Source organism: Mesorhizobium kowhaii (genome assembly GCF_003253745.1).
GTDB classification, from domain to species: domain Bacteria; phylum Pseudomonadota; class Alphaproteobacteria; order Rhizobiales; family Rhizobiaceae; genus Mesorhizobium; species Mesorhizobium kowhaii.
In genome coordinates this window covers 19,698-42,469 of record NZ_MZXV01000016.1, presented here as the reverse complement: position 1 = coordinate 42,469, position 22,772 = coordinate 19,698, and the positions used below count along the sequence as shown (strand labels likewise).

The following is a 22,772-nucleotide window of genomic DNA, read 5'->3' as shown; positions in this document are numbered from 1 at the left end:
GCGGCTGGTGGCCAAACACTAACGCGGAGAATTTTTATTTCAACAGACTCTCTGGGTCACCCAAAGTAAGGCGGGTCGAAAGCTGTGCCGTGGCGGCCGAAATACGAGCCGAAACCAGGAGCTTGACTTGGTTTCCTCACCTCGACGCCATTTCTCACCGGGAATCTGTGGCCGCGCCAGTTTGCCGGAATGTGTTAATGCGTTCTTAAGCAACCAGAGGTTACATTATGACTGCCTTTTTGTGCGGTTTTTATCTCAGACACGTGGCAGTCATGAGTACCAGGTCAAGTAGATCATCGATAATCTGCCAAGCAACGCGGAAATTTCAAGAAGAATCTGGAACTTCGGCGGTTGAGTTCGCTTTGCTCTCGCCCATCTTCATCCTCCTTTTGCTCGGAATGGTTGCATACGGTATATATTTTGGCGCCGCCAACTCGATCCAGCAGATCGCGGCGGATGCGGCCCGCACTGCAATTGCCGGACTGAACCAGACCGAGCGCCAGACGCTCGTAGCCAGCTTCGTCACCAACAATGCCGGCGGATATCCCTTCGTGGATGCCAGCAAGTTGACCTACCAGGCCAACGACAGCGTCGCCGACGGAAGCCAGTTCGTGGTGTCAATCCAGTACGATGCCCGCAACCTGCCGATCTGGAACCTCTTCCCGGGCATCGCCATGCCGGGAAGCACGATCAAGCGCCAGTCGACGATAAGGGTCGGGGGCATCTGAATGCTGCTGCGGGCGTGCACTGAGATCGGCCGGCTTGCCCGATCGATGCTGGCCGACAGAAGAGCGAATTTCACCGTCATGGCGGCATTGAGCGCGCCGGTCGCGCTGGCGCTGGCTGCGGTGGCCATCGACGAAGCCTCGATCTACGCCGAGCGCCGCGAAGCCCAGGCAATGGTGGACCTGGCGGCGATCACCGCCGCCTCGAACATCACCAACGTCGACATCGCTGTCGTGACCACGTTGACCGACAACGGCATGCCGGGAGTTGTCGTTCAAGGCTCGGGACAGACGATCGCGCCGGCCGTCGGCAAAACCGTCGTGTCGGTCACGCCCGGGCGCTACGCGGCATCAACCGCCAATGTCAGTCAACGCTTCCAGGCCGGTGTAACGCCCTACAATGCCGTCCATGTCACCCTGAAGAAGATCCCTGCCCGCTATTTCGCGAGTTCGCTGATCCCCTCTCCCGTCATCGGCACCGAGGCCACCGCCAGCATGACGCCGCAGGCGACGTTTTCGGTCGGGTCGAGGTTGCTCAGCGTCAATGGCGGCATTCTCAACGCGCTGCTCAGTGGGCTTCTCGGCGGCAACATCTCGCTCAGTGTGATGGACTACAACGGGTTGATCTCGGCCGATGTCAGCGTGCTGTCGTTCATAGACGGCCTTGCCACACAATTGAGCCTGACCGGCGTCACCTATTCGGATGTGCTGGCCTCGAAGGCGACCGTCGGCCAGATCGCCACGGCCATGGCCAACGTGCCCGGGCTTGGCAATACGGCCAAGGTGGCGCTGCAGTCGATCGCGTCCAAGTCGACCAGCACTTTCAAGATCCCGCTCAACAAGCTCGTCGATCTCGGCTCCGTCGGCAGCCTGGCCCTCGGGCAAAGGCCAGCCGGCCTTGGAGTGGACGCCAGCGCCATGGGCATGCTGACCGCTGCCGCCGTGCTGGCGAACGGCACCAACCAGGCCCAGGTCAATCTCGGAGCCACCGTACCCGGGCTTCTGTCTACCGCACTTACCATTGCCATTGGCGAGCCGATGCAATCTTCGCCGTGGCTCGCGGTCGATGGCATCGGAACGGTGGTGCGCACCGCCCAGACACGCATCAAACTGGTGGCCACCGTCGGTGTCGGCACGCCCAGTCTCGGCGGCGGTATCAGCCTGCTGGCCGTCAATCTGCCGCTCAATGTGGAAGTCGCCTATGCCGAAGCCAAGCTGACCGACATCACCTGTCCGACCGGGCCGTCCAGCATCAAGGTTTCCATTGCCGCGCACCCAGGCATTGCCTCGCTGCATCTGGCCAACAGCAACAGTTCAGGCTTCGCCGACTTCAGTCAACCGCAGACGTTCACCGACGCAGAGATCTCGGATGTGAGCCTCCATCTGCTGCTGATCAACATTCCGCTGATACAGGTGATGGGTTCCGCCGCCACCGCGATCACCAACAACAGCCCGACGATGCTGACCTTCGATGCAACCGATATCACCAACAAGACGATCAAGACCGTTTCGACGCGCAACATCTCGCAGTCGCTTACCACGTCGCTGGTCAACAACCTGTCGCTGTCGGTCAATGCGCTTGGTCTCGGGATCGATCTGACCGCCCTGCTCGGAACGGTCAAGCCAGCGGTTGTGGCCGTGCTGAACGGCGTAACGGCGCCGGTCGACGACCTGCTCTACAATGTGCTTTCGGCGCTCGGCGTCGGCGTCGGCCAGGCCGATGTGCGTGTCACCGGTGCGACCTGCGGGCGCGCGGTTCTCGTTCAATAAGGCATTTGCAGCCCAAGTAGGATCACTTGCGTTGCAAGCAGCGGCCGAAGCGCTGAATCAGCCGAGCTGGCCAAAGAAACAGCCAAGCGCCGGCAGCGAGATCTGGCTCTCTTCAAAAACCCCGCTCCCGCCGTCAATAGCCACGACAGCTCCGGTATCCGTAGGCAACGGCCAATTCGCCGGGACGTCGGCGAAGTTGAAGACACAGAGAAGTTTCTCACCGCCGTCTTCGCGGATGAAGGCGAGAATTTCGCCCTCCGCATCGAGAAACCGGATCGAACCGCCGACCAGCGCCGGATGCCCTCTGCGCAAGGCGAGCATGGCCCGATAAAAGGCGAGCACCGAGGCCGTGTCGGCGTTCTGGACGTCAACCGCGCGGGCGCGATGGCTGGCCGGTATCGGCAGCCACGGTTTGCCGATGGAGAAGCCTGCATTGTCAGCGCCGGCCTCCCAGACCATCGGCGTGCGACAACCATCCCTGCCCTTGATGCCTGGCCAGAAGCGGATGCCAAAGGGATCGCGCAGATCCTCGAAGGCGAGTTCCGCCTCTTCCAGGCCGAGTTCCTCGCCCTCGTAGAGACAGATCGATCCACGCAGGCAGGAGAGCAGCATGATCGAGAATCTTGCGACGGTGTCTGGATCGCTGCCCGGCCTTGTCCAGCGGCTGACATGGCGCACCACGTCATGGTTGGAAAACGCCCAGCAGACCCAGCCGTCGGACACCGCTGCCTCGAAGGCTTCGACGCAGCCCCGCACATGCGCCGCCGAGAATTGTGGGCCAAGCAGATCGAAGGTGTAACACATATGGAGCTTGTCGCCGCCGGTGGTGTAGGCGGCGAGCGTCTGCAGCGAGCGGCCTTCATCGCCGATCTCGCCGACAACGGCGCGGTCCTCATACTCGTCGAGCAGCGCCCTGAAACGCTTGAGGAACGCCAGGTTTTCCGGCTGCGTCTTGTCGAACAGGTGCTCCTGGTAGAGGTAGGTGTTGGTCTCGCTGTTGGTGCCGGCGACGCTTGACGCCAAGGGTGGATTGCTGCGCAGCCAGCGGTCGTGGACATAGTAGTTGACCGTGTCGAGCCGAAAGCCGTCGACGCCACGCTCCAGCCAGAACCGCACCGTTTCCAGAAGTGCGTCCTGGACCTCCGGATTGTGGAAATTCAAATCCGGCTGAGAGGCGAGGAAATTGTGCATGTAATATTGCCGGCGGGTCGAATCCCACTCCCAGGCCGGGCCACCGAAGACGGAGAGCCAGTTGTTGGGCGCGCCGCCATCGGGCTTCGTATCGGCCCAGACATACCAGTCGGCCTTGGGATTATCGCGGCTGGCGCGGCTCTCGACGAACCAGTCGTGCTTGTCGGATGAGTGCGACAGCACCTGGTCGATGATGATCTTCAGTCCGAGCCGGTGCGCCTCGGCGACCAGCGCATCGAAATCCTCCATGCCGCCGAACATCGGATCGACGGCGCAATAGTCCGACACGTCGTAGCCCATGTCAGCCATCGGCGACTTGAAGAAGGGCGACAGCCAGATGGCGTCAACACCGAGTGAGGCGACATGCTCCAGACGGTTGGTGATGCCGCGCAGGTCACCGCTGCCGTCGCCGGTCGTATCCTGGAAGGACCGCGGATAGATCTGATAGATGACGCAGCCACGCCACCATCCGATCCGGTCACCTGCCGCCATTGCGCCTCTCCCTTGTGCCGGCCTGCGCGGCTGCGCGTTCGATCATGAAGATCACTGTTCGCCCCGATACCGGCCGCAAGATGTCGGCCACCTCAGCCGTTTCAATGGCCGGCTCCCAGAAAAATCCCTCACGCTGAGGCAGCGTGAACATGCAGGCCCGGCGATCGCCGTTGATGAGCGCCGCAAGACGGCGTTCGTCATCGGTTGCGCCCCGCAGGATCATGACCAGGCGATGCCGCTGCGGGTCTTGCCAGCTCTGTTCATCGAGCGGAGCGCCTGTTTCGGTCAGCCATGCGACGTCCGGAATATCGGAATCTGCTGGAGGCCGCCCGATGAGGAAGCGCGTATCGGAGAGCGCCGGCACCGCTCGGCGCAGCGTCGAGAGCAGCGCCGTGTAATGCTCCAGCGCCTGGTCGCGCCCGGCCCAGTCGAGCCAGGTGATCTCGTTGTCCTGCGCATAGGCGTTGTTGTTGCCGTGCTGGCTGCGGCCGAATTCGTCGCCGGCCGTCAGCATGATGGTGCCTCGCGAGACAAACAAAGTGGCGAGCAGCGCGTACTGATCGTTAAGACGCGCCATGGCTACGGCCGGGTCGTCCGCCTCACCTTCCACGCCGTTGTTCCACGACAGGTTTTCATTGTGGCCGTCGCGGTTTTGCTCGCCATTGGCCCCGTTGTGCTTGCGCTCGTAGCGCACGATGTCGGCCAGCGTCATGCCGTCATGGGCGGCGATGAAATTGACCGTGCGGCTGGCGCTTTGGCCCTTCGCGGCAAACACGTCGGACGAACCGGCAAGCCGGGTCGCCAGTGCGCCGACCATGCCGGCGTCGCCGCGCCAGAAGCGTCTGACATCGTCGCGATACTTGTCGTTCCACTCGAGGAAAGGCGGTGGAAAATTGCCGAGCTGATAGCCATCCGGACCGACGTCCCAAGGTTCGGCGATCAACACGCGATCGGCCAGCAGCGCGTCCTCGCCGATTGCCTTCAGCAACGGCGCCTCGGCGTCGAATGTCCCTTCGACCCTTCCCAGAATGGGCGCCAGGTCGAAGCGGAAACCATCGACCCCGACATCACGGACAAAATGGCGAAGTGTGTCGAGGACCATTTCCTGAACGACGGGGTGGTCGCAAGCCACGGTGTTGCCGGTGCCTGTGTCATTGGCCAACCTGCCGTCAGGTGTGTGCCGGTAATAGGCCTGGTTGTCGAAGCCGCGCAGCGACAGCGTCGGCCCGAGCCGGTCGCTCTCGCCAGAGTGGTTGAAGACGAGATCGAGGATAACGCCGATGCCGGCCTGCCGCAGCGCGGCGACCGTGTTTCGCAATTCCATGATGCCGCCGGGTGCAAGGCGTGGATCAAGCGCCATGAAGGTGACGGGATTGTAACCCCAGGCGTTGCGCAGCCCGAGCGGCGGCAGGTGCCGCTCATCGATCGACGCCGTCACCGGCATCAGTTCAACAGCACCGACGCCGAGCTTTTTCAGGTGCTCGATAACCACGGGATGAGCGAGAGCGGCGACCGTACCGCGCTGCTTTTCGGGAATGTCCGGATGCAGCATGGTGAAGGCGCGCACCGGCACTTCGTAGATCAGGGCGCCGGGCTGGAACAGCGGCGGCGCCGCCTGCACGGGTTTCGGCAAGGCGGCGGCAATCGCCTTCGGCATCAGCGGTGCGGTATCGGGACCCTCGCCCCGGCGCCGGGTCAGCCGCCAGTCATAAGCGTAAGGCCTGTCGATTTCGAGGGCGTAGGGATCGATCAGCAATTTTTCGGGGTCGAACCACAGGCCGCGATCCGGCGCATAATCGCCATCGGCGCGAAACCCGTAGCGGGTACCGGTACCGAGACCAGCGACGAACAGCGCATGCACGCCCTCGCCTTGCGGCTGCAGCTCAAACCGTTCGATTTCCCGGTTGCCCTGCTCGTCAAAAATCGAGACCCAGAGCCGGCGGGCGGCTTGCGACCAAGCGGCAAAGCGAATGCCGCCCTCCGAAACAAGCCCGCCAAATCGCGGCCGCAGATCGGCCGGCATCGCAGATTTCATTAAGTGATGACACTCGGCTTGGCGCGGCCGGTATGGCTGCGAATCCCGGCAATATCATCGGCCGCCGAAATCAGATCGGCAAGGGCGGCCTGGGTATCGAGATCGTGCCTCGACTTGTCCGGCTCGTAGCGCTCGATATAGACGCGCAAGGTCGCGCCCGACGTGCCGGTGCCGGAAAGCCTGAAGACGACGCGCGAACCGCCCTCGAACAGCACCCTGATGCCCTGGTGTTCGCTGGTCGAACCGTCGACCGGATCGTGATAGGCAAAGTCGTCGGCGCTGGCGATTGTCATGCCGCGCACGCTGGTGCCAGGCAATGAGCCGAGCTTGGAGCGGAGTTCGTCGACCAGCGCGTTGGCGCGATCACTCTCGACCTCCTCATAGTCGTGGCGCGAATAGTAATTGCGCCCATAGGTCGCCCAATGCTCGGTGACGATCTGCTTGCAGCTTTCGCCGCGCGCGGCGAGGATGTTGAGCCACAACAGCACCGCCCACAGGCCGTCCTTTTCGCGGACATGGTTGGAGCCGGTTCCGGCACTTTCCTCGCCGCAGATCGTCGCCATGTCGGCGTCGAGCAGGTTGCCGAAGAATTTCCAGCCGGTTGGCGTTTCATAGATGCCGATGCCGAGCTTTTCGGCGACACGGTCGGCCGCGCCACTGGTCGGCATCGAGCGGGCGATGCCCTTCAGGCCTTCCTTATAGCCGGGCGCCAGGCGGGCGTTGGCGGCAAGCATGGCGACCGAATCCGACGGGGTGACGAAAATGCCCTTGCCGATGATCAGGTTGCGGTCGCCGTCGCCGTCGGAAGCGGCACCGAAATCCGGCGCGTCCGGCCCCATCATCTCGTCATAGAGGTGTTTGGCATGGACGAGGTTCGGATCCGGGTGGTGGCCGCCGAAATCCGGCAGCGGCTTGAAGTTGCGGCAGGTGCCGTTGGGCGCGCCAAGCCGGTTTTCGAGGATCTCCTTGGCGTAGGGCCCGGTCACCGCATGCATGGCGTCGAAGCGCATGCGAAAGCCGTATTTGAAATTGGCGCGGATGGCGTCGAAATCGAACAGGCTTTCCATCAGTTCGGCATAGTCGGCGACCGGGTCGATGATCTCGACCGTCATGCCAGCGGCATCGACCGTGCCGATCGTGTCGATGTCTATCGCTGCGATGTCAGTGGTCTTGAAGCTCGCAATCGTCTTGGTCTTTTCGAAGATCGCGTCGGTCAGCTTTTCCGGCGCCGGACCGCCATTGCCGGCATTGTACTTGATGCCGAAATCCTCGTGCGGGCCACCCGGATTGTGGCTTGCCGACAGAATGATGCCGCCGAAGGTCTTGTATTTGCGGATGACATGCGAGGCGGCCGGCGTCGACAGGATGCCGCCCTGCCCGACCATCACCTTGCCGAAGCCGTTGGCGGCGGCCATGGCGATCGCCTTCTGGATGACCTCGCGGTTGTAGAAGCGGCCGTCACCGCCGATCACGAGGGTCTTGCCCTTGAAACCGTCGAGCGCGTCGAAGATCGACTGGATGAAGTTCTCCGCATAGTGCTCCTGCTGGAACACCGGCACCTTCTTGCGCAGGCCCGACGTGCCGGGTTTCTGATCGGAATAGGGCTTGGTGGGGACGGTCCGTATCATGCTTCAGGCAACCCTTTTCGAAAGCAGCGAGCGATAGAGTTCGACGTATTTTTCGGCGCTCTTGTCCCACGACACATCGGCTTTCATGCCTTGGCGCTGAAGCGATTCCCAGACCGCCGGACTGGCATGTGCGTCGACGAGTCGACGCATGGCGTGCAGCAGGGCGCCGCCATTGTTGGGCGTGAACTGGAAGCCGGTCGCCACGCCGGCCGAAACGGCAGCCTCGTTGGCATCGATGACCGTATCGGCCAGGCCGCCGGTGCGGGCAACCACCGGCACGCAGCCATAGCGCAGGCCGTAAAGCTGCGTCAGCCCGCAGGGTTCGAAGCGCGAGGGAATGACGATGGCGTCGCAGCCGCCTTGCATGATGTGTGACAGTCCCTCGTCGTAGCCGATGACGACGCCGATGCGGCCACGATGCCGAGCCGCGGCCGCAAGCAGCGCGCCTTCGAGGCCGGCATCGCCCGAACCCAAGATGGCAAGCCGCGCGCCCGTCGCAACGATGCCGTCGATCACCAGCGCCAGTATGTCCATGCCCTTCTGCCAGGTCAGGCGGCTGATGATGCAGACAATCGGGCTGTCGTCGCGATCGAGGCTGAAGCGCTCCTCGACGGCAGCCCGGTTGGCCGCGCGCGCCTTCAGCGTCCTGGCCGTGTAGGTGGAGACCAGATGCTTGTCGGTTTCCGGATCCCAGATGCCGGTGTCGATGCCGTTGACGATGCCATAGAGATCGCTGGAGCGCATGTTGATGAGGCCGTCGAGACCCATGCCAAATTCCGGCGAGCGGATCTCCTGCGCGTAGGTCGGACTGACCGTGGTGATCGCCCAGGCCGCCTGCAGGCCGGCCTTGAGGAAGCCGACGCCGCCATAATATTCGACGCCGTCGAGCGCCATCGCCACCGCCGGCAAACCAAGCTCGCCGAAGATGCCGGCGCCGAACTGGCCCTGGAAGGCGAGGTTGTGGACGGTCATCATCGATGGGATGCCGACCGCCTTGCCGTAGCGCATGTAAGCCAGCGTCATCGCCGACTGCCAATCGTGGGCATGGACGATGTCCGGCTGGTAGCCTGAGATGGCACCGCCGGCAATGTCGCCGCCGACCTGGCTCAGCGCCGCGAAACGCCGCCAATTGTCCGGCCAGTCGACGCCGGTCGCATTGCCATAGGGGCCGCCGGGGCGATCGAACAGATGCGGCGCGTCGAGCACGAACAGTTCGAGCCCGGCGAGCTGGACGGAATGGACGGAAGCCTTGGCGCCCTGCAGCAAGGGATATTGCAGAACAGCCTTCTTTTTCTTGAAGGCCGCCATCACGGTCGGAAAGCCGGGAATGAGCGTGCGCATGATCACGCCCTTGGCCGCCAGCGCGATGGGCAGCGCGCCGGTCACGTCGGCAAGCCCGCCGGTCTTGATCAGCGGAAAAATCTCGGGCGTGACCGACAGAACCTGCATGCGCCTACAATCCGATCCTGTCGGTCCTAGAGTTCTTTGTCTTGACGCAATTCCGGACGGAAAACGGTTTCACACTTTTCCTGGAATTGCTCTAAAGCGCCAGCTTGTCGATCATGTCCTGGGTGACCAGGCAGATGCCCTTTTCGGAAACGCGGAAGCGCTTGGCGTCGAGGACGGGGTCTTCGCCGACCACCAGCCCTTCCGGTATCCTAACACCATGGTCGATGACGACGCGCTTCAACTTTGCGTTCCGGCCGACATGAACGTCGGGCAGCATGACCACCTCTTCCAGCGTCGAATAGGAATTGATGCGCGCCCCGGTGAAGATCAGGCTTCTCTTCAGCGAGGCGCCCGAGACGATGCAATCGCCCGAGACCAGCGAGGAAACGGCCGAACCGCGGCGGCCATCCTCGTCATGCACGAACTTTGCCGGCGGCTTCAATTCGGCATAGGTCCAGATCGGCCAGTCGCGGTCATAGAGGTCGAGTTCCGGCGTGATATCGGTCAAATCGATATTGGCTTCCCAATAGGCGTCAACCGTTCCGACATCGCGCCAGTAGGCCTCGTTCTCGGCGGTCGAGCGGACGCAGGACTTGGCGAAGCGGTGGGCGATCGCCTTACCGTGCTGGACGATATAGGGAATGATGTCCTTGCCGAAGTCGCGGCTCGAGCCCGGCTCGGCGGCGTCGCGGCGCAACTGCTCCATCAGGAACTTGGTCTTGAACACGTAGATGCCCATCGAGGCCAGGGCGAACTCCGGCCTGTCGGGAATGCCAGGCGGATCGGCGGGCTTTTCGACGAAGGCGATGATGTTGTCCTTGCCGTCGACATGCATGACGCCGAAGCCGGTGGCTTCCATGCGCGGCACTTCGAGGCAGCCGACGGTGACGTCGGCATTGGCGTCGACGTGCTGGCGAGCATCATCTCGTAGTCCATCTTGTAGATGTGGTCGCCGGCGAGGATGACCATGTATTCGGGCCCGTAGGCCTCGATGATGTCGATGTTCTGGTAAACCGCGTCGGCCGTGCCCTCATACCACTGCGTTTCCGAGACGCGCTGGCTGGCCGGCAGGATGTCGAAACTCTCGTTTCGTTCGGGCCGCAGGAAGTTCCAGCCGCGCTGCAGATGGCGGATCAGCGAATGCGCCTTGTACTGGGTGGCGACGCCAAGGCGGCGAATGCCGGAATTGAGCGCGTTGGAGAGCGCGAAGTCGATGATGCGCGTCTTGCCGCCGAAATAGACGGCCGGCTTGGCGCGCCGGTCGGTCAGCTCCTTGAGGCGGCTGCCACGGCCGCCGGCCAGTACATAGGCCATGGCATCGCGCGCCAGCGGCTGGGTCCGTTTCAAGTCTGCCATTTCTACCCTCCCAAGTTACTCAGTCTGCGACAAGCTCGAGCATGATCGTCGACAGCGGCGGCAAAAGCATCGTTGCAGAGATGCCTCCTCCCTCCGCCCGCGCCTCGACCATGCCGCCATTGCCCTTGCCGGAACCGCCATATACCGAAGCGTCGGTGTTGATGATTTCACGCCAGTTTCCAGCCGTCGGCAATGGCACGCGATAATTGTCGCGCGGCACCGGCGTGAAATTGGAGATGACGGCCACCGGGCTGCCGCCCGGCGCGCTGCGCAGCCAGGCAAAAACCGAATTCTGGCTGTCATCGACGATCAGCCAGGAGAACCCTTCCGGTTCGCAATCGCGGCCATGCAGCGCCGGGCGCGAACGGTAGAGATAGTTGAGATCGCGCACCGTCTGCCAGACGCCGCGATGCGGCCGGAACTCAAGCAGGTTCCAGTCGAGCGCGCGTGCCTCGCTCCATTCGCGGCGCTGCGCGAACTCCTGCCCCATGAACAGCAGCTTCTTGCCGGGATATCCCCACATGAAGGCGTAATAGGCCCGCAACGTCGCAAATTTCTGCCAGTCGTCGCCGGCCATCTTGCCAAGCAGCGTGCCTTTGCCGTGCACGACCTCGTCATGCGAGAGCGGCAGCACGAAATTCTCCGAGAAGGCGTAGGTCAGGCCGAAGGTGAGCTCGTTGTGGTGGTGCTTGCGGAAAATCGGCTCCTTGGCGAAATACTCCAGCGTGTCGTGCATGAAGCCCATGTTCCACTTGAAGCCGAAGCCCAGCCCGCCTTCATGCACCGGTGCCGAGACCTTCGGCCATGAGGTCGATTCCTCGGCGATGGTCATCACGCCCGGATGGTGGCCGTAGACCTCCTTGTTCATCTTCTGCAGGAAGCTGACCGCCTCGAGGTTCTCGCGGCCGCCCTTCTCGTTGGGGATCCATTCGCCCTGCTTGCGCGAATAGTCGAGGTAGAGCATCGAGGCGACCGCATCGACGCGCAAACCGTCGACATGATATTTCTCGGCCCAGAACAACGCGTTGTTGACGAGGAACGACACCACCTCGCGGCGGCCGAAATTGTAGATCGCGGTGTTCCAGTCGGGATGAAACCCCTTGCGCGGGTCAGCATGCTCGTAGAGCGCGGTGCCGTCGAAATGAGCCAGGCCGTGCTCGTCGACCGGAAAATGCGCCGGCACCCAGTCGAGGATGACGCCGATGCCGGCGCGGTGAGCACCATCGACGAAGCGGGCAAAGCCGTCCGGATCGCCAAAGCGGGCCGAAGGCGCGTAGAGGCCGGTCGTCTGGTAGCCCCAGGACGGATCATAGGGGTGTTCGGAGATCGGCATGAACTCGATGTGGGTAAAGCCGGTCTCGACAGCATAGGGGATCAGCCGGTCGGCCAGTTCGTCCCACGACAGGAACGTCCCATCGTCGTGAAGCTGCCAGGAGCCGGCATGGACCTCGTAGATCGAGATGGCTTCGCGTCGGGGATCGGCATTGCGCCAGAAACTGCGATGTGCCTCGTCGCCCCACGGATGCGCCGGCGGCACCGCGGTCACCGAGGCAGTCGCCGGCCGCAGTTCGGACTTGAAGGCGAACGGATCGGCCTTCAGCGGCAGCCTGACGCCATCGGGGCCGATGATCTCGTATTTGTAGGGCCGGCCGGCGCCGATATCGGGGATGAACACTTCCCAGATGCCGGTGTCGCGACGGTCGCGCATCGAGTGGCGGCGGCCGTCCCACTCGTTGAAATCGCCGACCACCGAGACGCGCCGCGCATTGGGAGCCCAGACGGCGAAATGCACGCCCGTGGCGCCCTCGTGCTCGATGACATGCGCACCGAGTTTGTCGAACAGCCTGAGATGCGAACCCTCGGCGATGTAGTAGTCGTCCATCGGCCCGAGCACCGGACCGAATGAATAGGGATCCGTCAGCCACCAGTCGCCGCCGGCGTTCCTGGCATGATAGCGCAGCGGCTGACGCTTGCGGATCGACAGCTTGCCTTCGAAAAAACCACCGTCGTCGCGCCTCGACAGTTCACCCGCGATATTGCCGGTCAGCGTATAGGCGGTGACGAACTCCGCATGCGGGACAAAGCAGCGGGCAAACAGGCTCTTGCCGACCTCATGGACGCCAAGAACCGCGAAGGGATCGCCATGCGTGCCGGCAACAATCGCCGCGACATCGCTGGCTGCCGCCAGTTCGTCCGGCCCGCTTGTCGCAGCGGTCGCGCGCGGCTTCTTCATCAGGCAGCGTCCCTCCCCGGGCACCAAGTGTTTTGTTTTAGGGTGTGCATTTCACACCCCGGACCACATTGTTCGCGGCCTCATGCAATCACATCAGACAGGTACGTTCCAGATTTCTTTCGCATATTGGCGGATCGTGCGATCGGAGGAGAACCAGCCGACACGCGCAACGTTGCGGATTGCCTTGGCGTACCAGTCGGGACTGTTGCGCCAGACGGCATCGACTTCGCGCTGCGCAGCGGTGTAGGCGTCGAAATCGGCGGCGACCATGAACCAATCGCCCTGATAGAGACCGTTCATCAAGTCGCGGTAACGCTCCGGATCATCCGGCGAGAAGACGCCCGACGATACAGCGGCCACTGCTTGTGCCAGCTCGGACGATGCTTCGATCACAGCGCGCGGGTTGTAGCCATTGTTGCGCCGCTCGGCGACCTCCGCCGTGGTCAGGCCGAAGATGAAGATGTTGTCGTCGCCGACGCACTCCTTGATCTCGACATTGGCGCCGTCGAGCGTGCCGATGGTCAGCGCGCCGTTCAGCGCGAACTTCATGTTGCCGGTGCCCGACGCTTCCATGCCGGCGGTCGATATCTGCTCGGAAAGGTCGGCTGCCGGCATCATGATCTCGGCCAGACTGACATTGTAATTCGGCACGAACACCACCTTCAGCAAACCGCGCACGGCCGGGTCGCGGTTGATGACCCTGGCGACGTCGTTGGCGAGTTTGATGATCAGCTTGGCGTTGTGATAGCTGGGCGCCGCCTTGCCGCCGAAGAATTTTACGCGCGGCATCCATTCACGTTCCGGGTGCGAGCGGATCTGGTCGTAGAGCGCGATCGCTTCGAGGATGTTAAGGAGCTGGCGCTTGTATTCATGGATGCGCTTGACCTGGATATCGAACAGCGCCGACGGATCGACCTTGATGCCGAGCCGGTCGGCGACGAGATTGGCCAGCCGTACCTTGTTGGCACGCTTGACGGCGGCGAACTTGTCGCGAAAAGCGGCATCGTCGGCGAAGACATCGAGACCCTTGATGGCGTCGATGTCGTCGAGAAAGCGGTCACCGATCGCCTCGCGGGCGAGCGACGTCAGCCCGGGATTGCACTGGATCAGCCAGCGCCGCGGCGTGATGCCATTGGTCTTGTTGTTGATGCGGTCGGGGTAAAGCCTGTGGAGGTCGGCAAACACCGTCTCCTTCATCAATTCCGTATGCAACGCCGAGACGCCGTTGATCGAGTGCGAGCCGACAAAGGCCAGGTTGCCCATGCGCACGCGGCGGTCGCCGTTTTCCTGGATCAGCGAGATGCGGCTAATCTGCTCATCCGAGAACTGGTTGGAGGCACGCGCCTCCAAAAGCACCTCGGCGTTGATCGCATAGACGATCTGCATATGACGCGGCAAAAGCCGCTCGAACAGCGGCACCGGCCAGCTTTCCAGCGCCTCGGGCAGCAGCGTGTGGTTGGTGTAGCCGAAGGTGCGCTTGGTGACGCTCCAGGCCTGGTCAAAATCCATGCCGTGGACGTCCATCAACAGACGCATCAGCTCCGGCACCGCGATGGCCGGATGGGTGTCGTTGAGATGGATCGCCGCCTTGTCAGGCAGCGACAGCAGATCGCCATACTGGCTGAGATGACGCTGCAGGATGTCTTGCAGCGAGGCGGTGGAGAAGAAGTACTCTTGCCGCAGCCGCAGCTCCTGCCCGGCCTTGTGCGAATCCGCCGGATAGAGCACGCGCGACAAGGCATCGGCCTTGTTGCTTTCGGCGAGCGCACCGATGTGGTCGCCGGCATTGAACTTGTCGAGCAGGATCGGATCGACCGGCATGCCCGACCACAGCCGCAGCGTGTTGACGCGGTTGGCCCGCCAGCCAACGACGGGCGTGTCATAGGCGACGGCCAGGACATGCTCGGTCGGCTTCCAGACATGGCGCTCGAGGCGGCCGTCCTTCGAGGTGATCGATTCCACCGAACCGCCGAAACCGACCTCGAAGGAGCGTTCGCGCCGTTCGAACTCCCAGGAATTGCCATGATCAAGCCAGGTCTCAGGCAGTTCGACTTGCCAGCCGTCGTGAATCTCCTGGCGGAACATGCCGTTGGCGTAGCGGATGCCATAGCCATGCGCCGGAATGTTGACCGTTGCCATGCTTTCCATGAAGCAGGCCGCGAGCCGGCCGAGACCACCATTGCCGAGCGCCGCATCGGGCTCGAGCGAGGCGATGAGGTCGAGGTCGACCCCAAGCGACGACAGCGCCTTGCGCATATTGTCCATCAGGCCGAGATTGGAGAAGGCATCGCGCATCAGCCGGCCGATGAGAAACTCCAGCGACAGGTAATAGACGCGCTTTTCCTGCTGGGCGTAGGCCTCCTGTGTCGCCTGCATCCAGTGATCGACGATGCGGTCGCGCACGACCTTGATCGATGCGGTCAGCCAGTCGTGCTGCGTGGCAACGGAGGTACCCTTGCCGACCCGGTATTTGAGGGCCTTCAAGACTTCCCTTGCGAGCGTCTCTGGATCAGGATTTTCGAGCAGTGGCGGGAGGGGTTCGGATGTCATCGCGCGCGTCATGCTGCCTCTCGTGCGGTTGCCATGATCATACCGGCTTTCATCATTCCGCCCAGCCCATGCTAGCCGATACCGCTACATGTTCAATCGATTTAGATGAGCCCGTGCCGGCTTACCCTGCGGCAATTTGACAGTTCAGGCCGCCAGTGCCGCCTCCGGCGGAACCTTGGCTCCAGTCATGAAGGCGACGGCATCCGACATCGTATATTGCTTGGGATCGATGACGCAGAGGCGACGACCCAGCCGATGGATGTGAATGCGGTCGGCCACTTCGAAGACATGCGGCATGTTGTGCGAGATGAGCACGATCGGCAGGCCACGCTTCTTGACGTCGAGGATCAGTTCGAGCACGCGGCGGCTTTCCTTGACGCCAAGGGCTGCCGTCGGCTCGTCCATGATCACCATTTTCGAGCCGAATGCGGCGGCGCGTGCCACCGCCACGCCCTGGCGCTGACCGCCTGAGAGCGTCTCCACCGCCTGGCTGATGTTCTGGATGGTCATCAGGCCCAGTTCGGTGAGCTTGTCGCGGGCGCGCTTTTCCATTGCCGGACGGTCGAGCATGCGCAGCCATTGTCCCATGAAGCCCGGTTTGCGGATTTCGCGGCCAAGGAACATGTTGTCGGCGATCGACAGCGCCGGCGACAGCGCCAGATTCTGATAGACGGTCTCGATGCCCGCTTCGCGGGCCTCCATCGGCGACTTGAAAGCGATAGGTTTGCCATCGAGGCGGATCTCGCCCTCATCGGGCGTGACTGCACCGGAAATCGCCTTGATCAGCGACGACTTGCCGGCGCCGTTGTCGCCGATGACGGCAAGGATTTCGCCCGGATAGAGGTCGAAGTCGGCGTTGTCCAAGGCGGTGACGCGGCCATAGCGTTTTACGAGCCCGCGAGCGGTGAGAATCGGTTCCTGAGCCTGGGTCATGCCGATATCTTCCTGATCCACTGGTCGATGCCAACCGCCACGATGATAAGGGCGCCGACGGACAATTGCGTCCATTGCGGATCCGTGCCCCAGAGCCTCAGACCAAGCGCAAACACGCCGACGATAAGGGCGCCGAAGATGGTCCCGAGAATGGAACCGCGCCCACCGAACAGCGAGGTACCACCGATCACCACGGCGGTGATCGAGTTGATGTTCTCGAACTGACCTGCTTGTGGCGAAACCGATCCGATGCGCCCAATCAAGGCCCAGCCGGCAATGGCGCAGATGATGCCCGTGAGGGTATAGACCGCAAGCAGCATCCGGTCGACGCGAACACCCGACAATTCGGCCGCCTCCGGGTCGTCACCCACCGCATAGACATGCCGTCCCCAGGCGGTGTGGTTGAGCACGTACCAGGCGATCGCCGCCATGACCAGCATCAACAGCACGCCATAGGTGAACACGGCGCCGCCGACCTTGAACGAATTGCCGAAGAACTGCAGCAACGGTGCATTTGCTTCGAGATCCTGGCTGCGGATGGTCTCATTGCCCGAATAGATGAAGTTGACGGCCGCATAGATCGACCACGTGCCGAGCGTGACGATGAAGGGCGGCAACTTCACCCTGGCGATGAGGATGCCGTTGATAAAGCCGCACAGCGCCCCGACCAGAAGCCCGACGGCGACGGCAAGCGGGGCCGGGACGCCGTAATGCATGGCGAACTGACCCATGACGACTGAACTCAGCACCATGATGGCGCCGACGGACAGGTCGATGCCGGCGGTCAGCACCACGAGAGTCTGGGCGATGCCCACCATGCCGGTGATCGCCACCTGCTGCAGGATCAGCGTCAGCGTGAACGGCGAAAAGAAACGTCCGCCGACGACGATGGCAAACAGGATCACCGAAAGGAGCAGGATGATCAACGGCACCATGGCCGGGCTTTTGTGCAGCCGATGCTGGATGCTCTCCAGCGGTGTGCGCGAATGGGTGTCGAAGGAAGCGACGCTGGTGTCGCTTGCGACTAAAGTCTTCTCGAATTCCTGTGGTCCGCTGGCCTTGGTGGTTTCAACGCTCAAAACGGCCTCCCGCCTTTTGCGCGAGGCGGCAGTGGCCGCCTCGCGCAATTCTTATCGTTGTCTCAAGATTGAGCCGATCGGAGGGTCAAATCAACCCCAGCACTTGGCGAGGCCTGCCTTTGTGTCGATGGACTCGACGCCCGCTGCCGGCTTGTCGGTGATCAGCGTCACGCCGGTGTTGTAGAAATTCAGGCCGGGCGACGGCTCGGGCTTTTTGCCACTATCGGCGAAGGCTTTGATCGCCTCAATGCCGAGGGAGGCCATCAGCAGCGGATATTGCTGGGAGGTGGCTCCGATCACACCCTCGGTAACGTTCTTGACGCCGGGGCAGCCGCCGTCGACGGAAACGATCAACACGTCCTTTTCTTTGCCGACCGCTTTCAACGCCTGATAGGCGCCGGCCGCTGCCGGTTCGTTGATGGTGTAGACGACATTGATGTCCGGATCCTTCTGCAGGCAGTTCTCCATGGCGGTGTGACCGCCATCCTCGTTGCCGCTCGACAGGTCGTGGCAGACATTGCGCGCATCGGTCTCGTCACCGATCTTCTTGGGATCACCGAGGTCGATGCCGAAGCCCTTCATGAATCCCTGGTCGCGCTGCACGTCGACCGACGGCTGGCTGGCAATCAGGTCCATGTAGGCGATATGGGCGTCCTTGGCCTTGTCGCCCAAGGTGGCCTTGGCCCAGGAGCCGATCAGCTCGCCGGCCTTGAAATTGTCGGTTGCGAATGTCGCGTCCGCCGCGTCGGCCGGCTCGAGCTGCGTGTCCAGCGCGATCACCAGCACCCCGGCATCACGCGCCTTCTTCACCGCCGGCACGATTGCCGCCGTGTCGGTGGCGGTGATCAGAATGCCCTTAGCGCCGTCGGCGATACAGGATTCGATCGCCGCAACCTGACCTTCATTGTCGCCTTCCGCCTTGCCGGCATAGGACTTGAGATCGACGCCGATTTCCTTGGCTTTCGCCGTGGCGCCTTCCTTCATCTTGACGAAGAAGGGGTTGGTGTCGGTCTTGGTGATCAGGCAGGCGCCGACACCAGCCGCGGATGCGGACGACGCAAACGCCATCAGACCAAGCGCGGCGGCGGCAAACACGGTCGATTTCAACAGTTTTGTATTGGTCACGATTTTCCTCCCAGTGGAACCATTCCGGATGCCGGCCAACCGGCACCTGCAGCGCATCCAACGATATTCTCCCAGCGCGGACGCCTCCTCAACAGACACCAGAGCGAAGTCTCTGTCAATAATTAAATCACTCTTATTTATTATTGACAGCCTTGCTTCGTTCACCCATTCTGGCCCAAAAGCATTGCGGGGAAACGACGGGAGGAACAGGGTGGAGACCGCCATTGCGAGGCACGGTTCGCCCGAGGTGAATGACAGCCTCATTCACCGCGGCACCAACCAGAGCGGCATGCGGGACCACAACGAGCGGTTGGTGCTCTCGCTGGTGCGCCAGCACGGCAGCCTGGCGAAGTCCGACATCGCCCGCATGACCGGGCTTTCGGCGCAGACGGTTTCGGTCATCATGCGCGAACTGGAGGAAGAAGGCCTTCTGCTGCGGCAGGCGCCGTTGCGCGGCAAGATCGGCCAACCCTCCATCCCGATGGCGCTCAATCCCGACGGCGCCTATTTCATTGGCCTGAAAATCGGCCGCCGCAGCGCCGAACTCGTGCTGATCGACTTCCTCGGCCATGTCCGCTCGATGCTGCAGCATTCCTACCGCTACCCTGCCCCACGCGAGACCGTGGACTTCGTCAGCAACGGCATGCGGCAGATGCGCGGCGAGCTGACGCCCGCGCAGGACAAACGCATTGCCGGTCTGGGCATCGCCATGCCGTTCGAATTGTGGAACTGGGCCGATACCGCGGGCGCCCCGCGCGACGTCATGGACGAATGGCGTCACCGCGACATCAGGGCCGACATCCAGGCGCAGTGCGATTTTCCGGTCTACCTGCAGAACGATGCGACGTCTGCCTGCGGCGCCGAACTCGTCTTCGGCCAGACCGGTGCTGCGCGTGACTTCGTTTATTTCTACATCGGCGCCTTTGCCGGCGGCGGCATCGTGCTCAATGGCCGGCTTTTTGGCGGGCCAACCGGCAATGCCGGGGCACTCGGCTCGATGCCGGTGCCCGGGCCGGACGGCAAGCCAACCCAGCTGATCGACGTGGCGTCCATCGCCATGCTCGAAAGGGCGCTCAATGCGCGCGGCGTCGAGGCTTCGCATCTGTGGACATCGCCGGAAGACTGGGGCGAGATCGGCCCCGAACTCGACGACTGGATCGCCAGCGCCTCGCAGGCGCTCGCCTATGCCATCGTCGCCGCATCCTCGGTCATCGATTTCGAGGCGGCGGTGATCGACGGATGGATGCCAAAGGCAGTCCGCCGCCGGCTGGTTGATGCCGTTATCGCGGCCATCGCCACGATCGACGGCGAAGGCCTGAAGCTTCCCGCCGTTCGCGAAGGAACCGTCGGCATCCATGCCCGGGCGCTCGGCGGCGCCAGCCTGCCGCTCTCCGAACGCTTCCTGATCGGTTCGACGACGATTGCCAGGAGCGCCTGATGCTGATCGGAATCCCGGCGCTGCTTGGTCCAGAGCTTCTGGCGACATTGCGCGCCATGGGCCATGGCGACGAGATCGCGCTTGTCGACGGAAACTATCCGGCAGAGCAACAGGCCAACCGGCTCATCCGAGCCGATGGTCATCATCTCTTGCCGGTACTCGATGCGATCTTGAGCGTGCTGCCGGTCGACGATGCCGTACCAGAGGCACTGTTTCGTGCCTCGGTGAAAGGCGATCCATCGCTCGCCGATCCCGTGCATCATGAGATCGAGGCGCTATGCGCAAAACGCGCGCCCGGCCGCAAGGTGGTTGCACTGGCCGGCGCCGACTTCTATGCACGGGTCAAATCGGCGCATGCCATCGTCGCGACTAGCGAGCCGCGGCTCTACGCCAACATCATCATCCGCAAGGGCGTGATCTATCCGCCGGAGACCAAGAAGCCATGATCCTCTGCTGCGGCGAAGCCCTCATCGACATGCTGCCGCGCACGACGACCAATGGCGAGCCGGCCTTTGCCCCCTATGTCGGGGGCGCCGTCTTCAATACGGCGATCGCGCTCGGGCGGCTGGGCGCGCCGGCAGGTTTTTTTTCAGGCCTGTCGTCGGATCTGTTCGGCGGCCAGTTCCGGGACGCGCTTGGGGCGAGCAAGGTCAGTTCCACCTACGCACACACGTCACCACGGCCAACGACGCTGGCCTTCGTCAAGCTGGACAACGGCCAGGCGACCTACACGTTCTATGATGAGAACACCGCCGGCCGCATGCTGACCATCGACGACCTGCCGCAGCTCGGCAACGAGATCGAGGCCATGCTGTTCGGAGCCATCAGCCTGATCTCCGAGCCCGCCGGCAGTGCCTATGAGGAGTTCATGCGGCGCGAGCACGAAAGCCGCGTCATGATGCTCGACCCCAACATCCGGCCGAACTTCATTCCGGACAAGGCCAAGCACCTCAGGCGCATCCGCGCCATGATGGCGATGGCCGATATCGTGAAACTGTCGGACGAAGACCTGAACTGGTTCGGCGAAGCCGGCTCGCACGAGGATGTCATCCGCAACTGGCTCGACCGCGGCCCGAAGCTGATCGTCGTCACGCGTGGCAGCGAAGGCGCCATCGGCTACACCAAGGAACACACCGTCACGGTGCTGACGGAGAAGGTCAAGGTGGTCGACACGGTCGGCGCCGGCGACACATTCAATGCCGGCATCCTCGCCTCGCTGCAGGAACAAGGCCTGCTGACAAAGACGGCAATCGCCGGCCTTTCGCAGGACGCCATCGGCAAGGCACTGGCGCTTGGCAACAAGGCCGCGGCCGTGACCGTGTCGCGGGCCGGCGCCAATCCGCCCTGGCGGCATGAGATCGCCTGACCAGACGGCAAATCGCCTGGAAAGCGCCGGGATTGTCGATCACTTTATGTTTCGCCTGACCGCGCCGATCCGATATAGGCTGGTGGCGGCAGCCGCCGAAGCCCGGATTTCAGGCATCTCGAACGATCCGGCCGGAAATCCGAGGTAACAGACTGCGACACCTAGGCAATTCGCGGTTTTGCTCCTGCGGCTTTCTCGGCCGGCGCAACTCTGATACCAGCGGCCGGTTATCTGGCTAACCCGTTTTGAGGCCGACATGCAGTTCATCGATCTTGGCGCGCAGCGCGAACGAATCCGCGACCGGCTGAAGGCCGCGATCGACCGTGTCGTCGAAGAGGGCCGCTATATCCTCGGCCCGCAAGTCACCGAATTCGAGAACAAGCTCGCCGCCTATGTCGGCACCAAGCATGTCGTGGCCTGCGCCAACGGTACCGATGCGCTGCTGTTGCCGCTGTTTGCGGCCGGCGTCGGACCGGGTGACGCGGTGTTCGTGCCAAGCTTCACTTTCGCCGCCACCGCCGAAGTGGTGGCGTTGGCCAAGGCAGAGCCGGTGTTCGTCGATGTCGACCCGCATACCTACAACATCGACATCGCCAGCCTCGAGGCGGCCATCGCCATGATCAAGAAGGAAGGCCGGCTGAAGCCGAAGGCAATCATTCCCGTCGATCTGTTCGGCCTTGCCGCCGATTACGATGCCATCATGGCGATCGCCAACCGCGAAGGGCTGATGGTGATCGAGGATGCCGCCCAGTCGATGGGCGGCTCAAGCGACGGCAAGATGTGCGGCTCGTTCGGCGCGGTCGGCTCGACCAGCTTCTACCCGGCAAAGCCGCTCGGCTGCTATGGCGACGGCGGCGCAATGTTCACCAATGACGATGCGCTGGCCGAGCAACTCAGATCGTTCGCCTTCCATGGCAAGGGCGAGACGCAGTACGACAATGTCCGCGTCGGCATCAATTCGCGGCTCGACACCATACAGGCGGCCATCCTGGTCGAGAAGCTGGCCATCCTCGAAGACGAGATGGTGGCCCGCCAGGTGGTGGCCAACCGCTACGCCGAAGGGCTTGGCGACATCGTCACGGCCGCCCGCAATCTGGACGGCAGCCGGTCTGCCTGGGCGCAGTACGCGATCGAGACGCCCAAGCGCGACGGGCTGAAGGCGCATCTCGGCGAAAAGGGCATTCCGTCGGTCATCTACTACGTGAAGCCGCTGCATGCCCAAGTCGCTTATCGCGACTACCCGCGCACGCCGACCGGCCTTGCCGTGTCGGAGGACCTGCCGAAGCGAATCCTGTGCCTGCCGATGCACCCCTATCTCAGTGAAGCCGACCAGGACCGGATTATCGAGACGATCCGCAACTACATAGGCTCGAATTCGGCGCAGGCCGCAGCCGAGTAGGTT

The 22,772-nt window shown here is 62.8% G+C and carries 16 protein-coding genes and 1 pseudogene; 6 read left to right on the top strand and 11 right to left on the bottom strand.

Translation table 11 applies throughout. The annotated features are described in order from the left end of the window. The first annotated feature begins 272 nt into the window (after window positions 1-272). Window positions 273-728, top strand: a complete 456-nt coding sequence (locus tag B5V02_RS08895; RefSeq protein WP_111543864.1) for a TadE family protein — start codon at window positions 273-275, stop codon at window positions 726-728. Then, a complete protein-coding gene (locus B5V02_RS08890; RefSeq protein ID WP_111543863.1) occupies window positions 729-2,495 on the top strand; it encodes a Tad domain-containing protein in 1,767 nt (588 codons plus the stop codon). A 57-nt stretch (window positions 2,496-2,552) separates the two neighbouring features. Here B5V02_RS08890 and bglA read toward each other — a convergent pair whose 3' ends face one another. From bglA to B5V02_RS08840, 11 genes and pseudogenes are all read right to left on the bottom strand, one after another. Next, window positions 2,553-4,178: a beta-galactosidase BglA gene (gene bglA / locus B5V02_RS08885; protein ID WP_111543862.1), complete on the bottom strand. Its 1,626-nt coding sequence runs from the start codon at window positions 4,176-4,178 to the stop codon at window positions 2,553-2,555. Beyond that, window positions 4,165-6,201 (bottom strand): glycogen debranching protein GlgX, encoded by a 2,037-nt coding sequence (gene glgX / locus B5V02_RS08880; protein ID WP_111543861.1) that lies wholly within the window; start codon window positions 6,199-6,201, stop codon window positions 4,165-4,167. Before glgX ends, bglA begins: the two co-directional genes overlap by 14 nt. Before the next feature lie 11 nt (window positions 6,202-6,212). After that, complete coding sequence (locus B5V02_RS08875) at window positions 6,213-7,841, bottom strand: alpha-D-glucose phosphate-specific phosphoglucomutase (RefSeq protein ID WP_111543860.1); 1,629 nt, start codon at window positions 7,839-7,841, stop codon at window positions 6,213-6,215. Between the two features lie 3 nt (window positions 7,842-7,844). Next, window positions 7,845-9,290, bottom strand: a complete 1,446-nt coding sequence (glgA, locus tag B5V02_RS08870) for a glycogen synthase GlgA (protein ID WP_111543859.1) — start codon at window positions 9,288-9,290, stop codon at window positions 7,845-7,847. Window positions 9,291-9,381: 91 nt separating this feature from the next. Then, complete coding sequence (locus tag B5V02_RS42895) at window positions 9,382-9,711, bottom strand: GlgC family sugar phosphate nucleotidyltransferase (protein WP_483466536.1); 330 nt, start codon at window positions 9,709-9,711, stop codon at window positions 9,382-9,384. 141 nt (window positions 9,712-9,852) lie between these two features. After that, window positions 9,853-10,604 (bottom strand): annotated as a pseudogene (locus B5V02_RS42890) (sugar phosphate nucleotidyltransferase); the annotation flags it as partial. Between the two features lie 61 nt (window positions 10,605-10,665). Further along, window positions 10,666-12,879 (bottom strand): 1,4-alpha-glucan branching protein GlgB, encoded by a 2,214-nt coding sequence (glgB, locus tag B5V02_RS08860; protein WP_111543858.1) that lies wholly within the window; start codon window positions 12,877-12,879, stop codon window positions 10,666-10,668. Between the two features lie 93 nt (window positions 12,880-12,972). Next, window positions 12,973-15,441 carry a glycogen/starch/alpha-glucan phosphorylase gene (locus B5V02_RS08855; protein WP_111543857.1) on the bottom strand — a complete coding sequence of 823 codons (2,469 nt, stop codon included), beginning with the start codon at window positions 15,439-15,441 and terminating at the stop codon, window positions 12,973-12,975. A gap of 132 nt (window positions 15,442-15,573) precedes the next feature. Next, the gene (locus B5V02_RS08850) at window positions 15,574-16,362 is read right to left on the bottom strand and encodes an ATP-binding cassette domain-containing protein (RefSeq protein WP_111543873.1); all 789 of its coding nucleotides are present in this window, start codon (window positions 16,360-16,362) and stop codon (window positions 15,574-15,576) included. Continuing rightward, window positions 16,359-17,441: an ABC transporter permease gene (locus B5V02_RS08845; RefSeq protein WP_111543874.1), complete on the bottom strand. Its 1,083-nt coding sequence runs from the start codon at window positions 17,439-17,441 to the stop codon at window positions 16,359-16,361. Before B5V02_RS08845 ends, B5V02_RS08850 begins: the two co-directional genes overlap by 4 nt. A 90-nt stretch (window positions 17,442-17,531) precedes the next feature. Further along, window positions 17,532-18,509: a sugar ABC transporter substrate-binding protein gene (locus B5V02_RS08840; RefSeq protein WP_245445804.1), complete on the bottom strand. Its 978-nt coding sequence runs from the start codon at window positions 18,507-18,509 to the stop codon at window positions 17,532-17,534. 268 nt (window positions 18,510-18,777) lie between these two features. Between B5V02_RS08840 and B5V02_RS08835 the strand changes: the two genes are divergently transcribed. The 4 genes from B5V02_RS08835 (at window position 18,778) to B5V02_RS08820 (ending at window position 22,769) form a co-directional block, all read left to right on the top strand. Next, the gene (locus B5V02_RS08835) at window positions 18,778-20,004 is read left to right on the top strand and encodes an ROK family transcriptional regulator (RefSeq protein ID WP_111543855.1); all 1,227 of its coding nucleotides are present in this window, start codon (window positions 18,778-18,780) and stop codon (window positions 20,002-20,004) included. Further along, entirely contained in the window at window positions 20,004-20,450 is a 447-nt protein-coding gene (locus tag B5V02_RS08830; RefSeq protein ID WP_111543854.1) for an RbsD/FucU family protein, read from the top strand. The genes B5V02_RS08835 and B5V02_RS08830 overlap by 1 nt, the downstream gene beginning before the upstream one ends. After that, complete coding sequence (locus B5V02_RS08825) at window positions 20,447-21,370, top strand: carbohydrate kinase family protein (RefSeq protein ID WP_111543853.1); 924 nt, start codon at window positions 20,447-20,449, stop codon at window positions 21,368-21,370. Before B5V02_RS08830 ends, B5V02_RS08825 begins: the two co-directional genes overlap by 4 nt. Before the next feature lie 256 nt (window positions 21,371-21,626). Further along, a complete protein-coding gene (locus B5V02_RS08820) occupies window positions 21,627-22,769 on the top strand; it encodes a DegT/DnrJ/EryC1/StrS family aminotransferase (protein ID WP_111543852.1) in 1,143 nt (380 codons plus the stop codon). The last annotated feature ends 3 nt before the right edge of the window (window positions 22,770-22,772 follow it).

Excerpts from the sequence above, each read along its gene's own strand:
- B5V02_RS08820 (WP_111543852.1), top strand. The coding sequence starts at position 21,627 with ATGCAGTTCATCGATCTTGGCGCGCAGCGCGAACGAATCCGCGACCGG.
- B5V02_RS08850 (WP_111543873.1), bottom strand. The coding sequence starts at position 16,362 with ATGACCCAGGCTCAGGAACCGATTCTCACCGCTCGCGGGCTCGTAAAA.
- glgB (WP_111543858.1), bottom strand. The coding sequence starts at position 12,879 with ATGAAGAAGCCGCGCGCGACCGCTGCGACAAGCGGGCCGGACGAACTG.
- B5V02_RS08830 (WP_111543854.1), top strand. The coding sequence starts at position 20,004 with ATGCTGATCGGAATCCCGGCGCTGCTTGGTCCAGAGCTTCTGGCGACA.
- glgA (WP_111543859.1), bottom strand. The coding sequence starts at position 9,290 with ATGCAGGTTCTGTCGGTCACGCCCGAGATTTTTCCGCTGATCAAGACC.
- B5V02_RS08875 (WP_111543860.1), bottom strand. The coding sequence starts at position 7,841 with ATGATACGGACCGTCCCCACCAAGCCCTATTCCGATCAGAAACCCGGC.
- B5V02_RS08890 (WP_111543863.1), top strand. The coding sequence starts at position 729 with ATGCTGCTGCGGGCGTGCACTGAGATCGGCCGGCTTGCCCGATCGATG.
- glgX (WP_111543861.1), bottom strand. The coding sequence starts at position 6,201 with ATGCCGGCCGATCTGCGGCCGCGATTTGGCGGGCTTGTTTCGGAGGGC.
- bglA (WP_111543862.1), bottom strand. The coding sequence starts at position 4,178 with ATGGCGGCAGGTGACCGGATCGGATGGTGGCGTGGCTGCGTCATCTAT.
- B5V02_RS08855 (WP_111543857.1), bottom strand. The coding sequence starts at position 15,441 with ATGACGCGCGCGATGACATCCGAACCCCTCCCGCCACTGCTCGAAAAT.
- B5V02_RS08895 (WP_111543864.1), top strand. The coding sequence starts at position 273 with ATGAGTACCAGGTCAAGTAGATCATCGATAATCTGCCAAGCAACGCGG.
- B5V02_RS08825 (WP_111543853.1), top strand. The coding sequence starts at position 20,447 with ATGATCCTCTGCTGCGGCGAAGCCCTCATCGACATGCTGCCGCGCACG.
- B5V02_RS08840 (WP_245445804.1), bottom strand. The coding sequence starts at position 18,509 with ATGGCGTTTGCGTCGTCCGCATCCGCGGCTGGTGTCGGCGCCTGCCTG.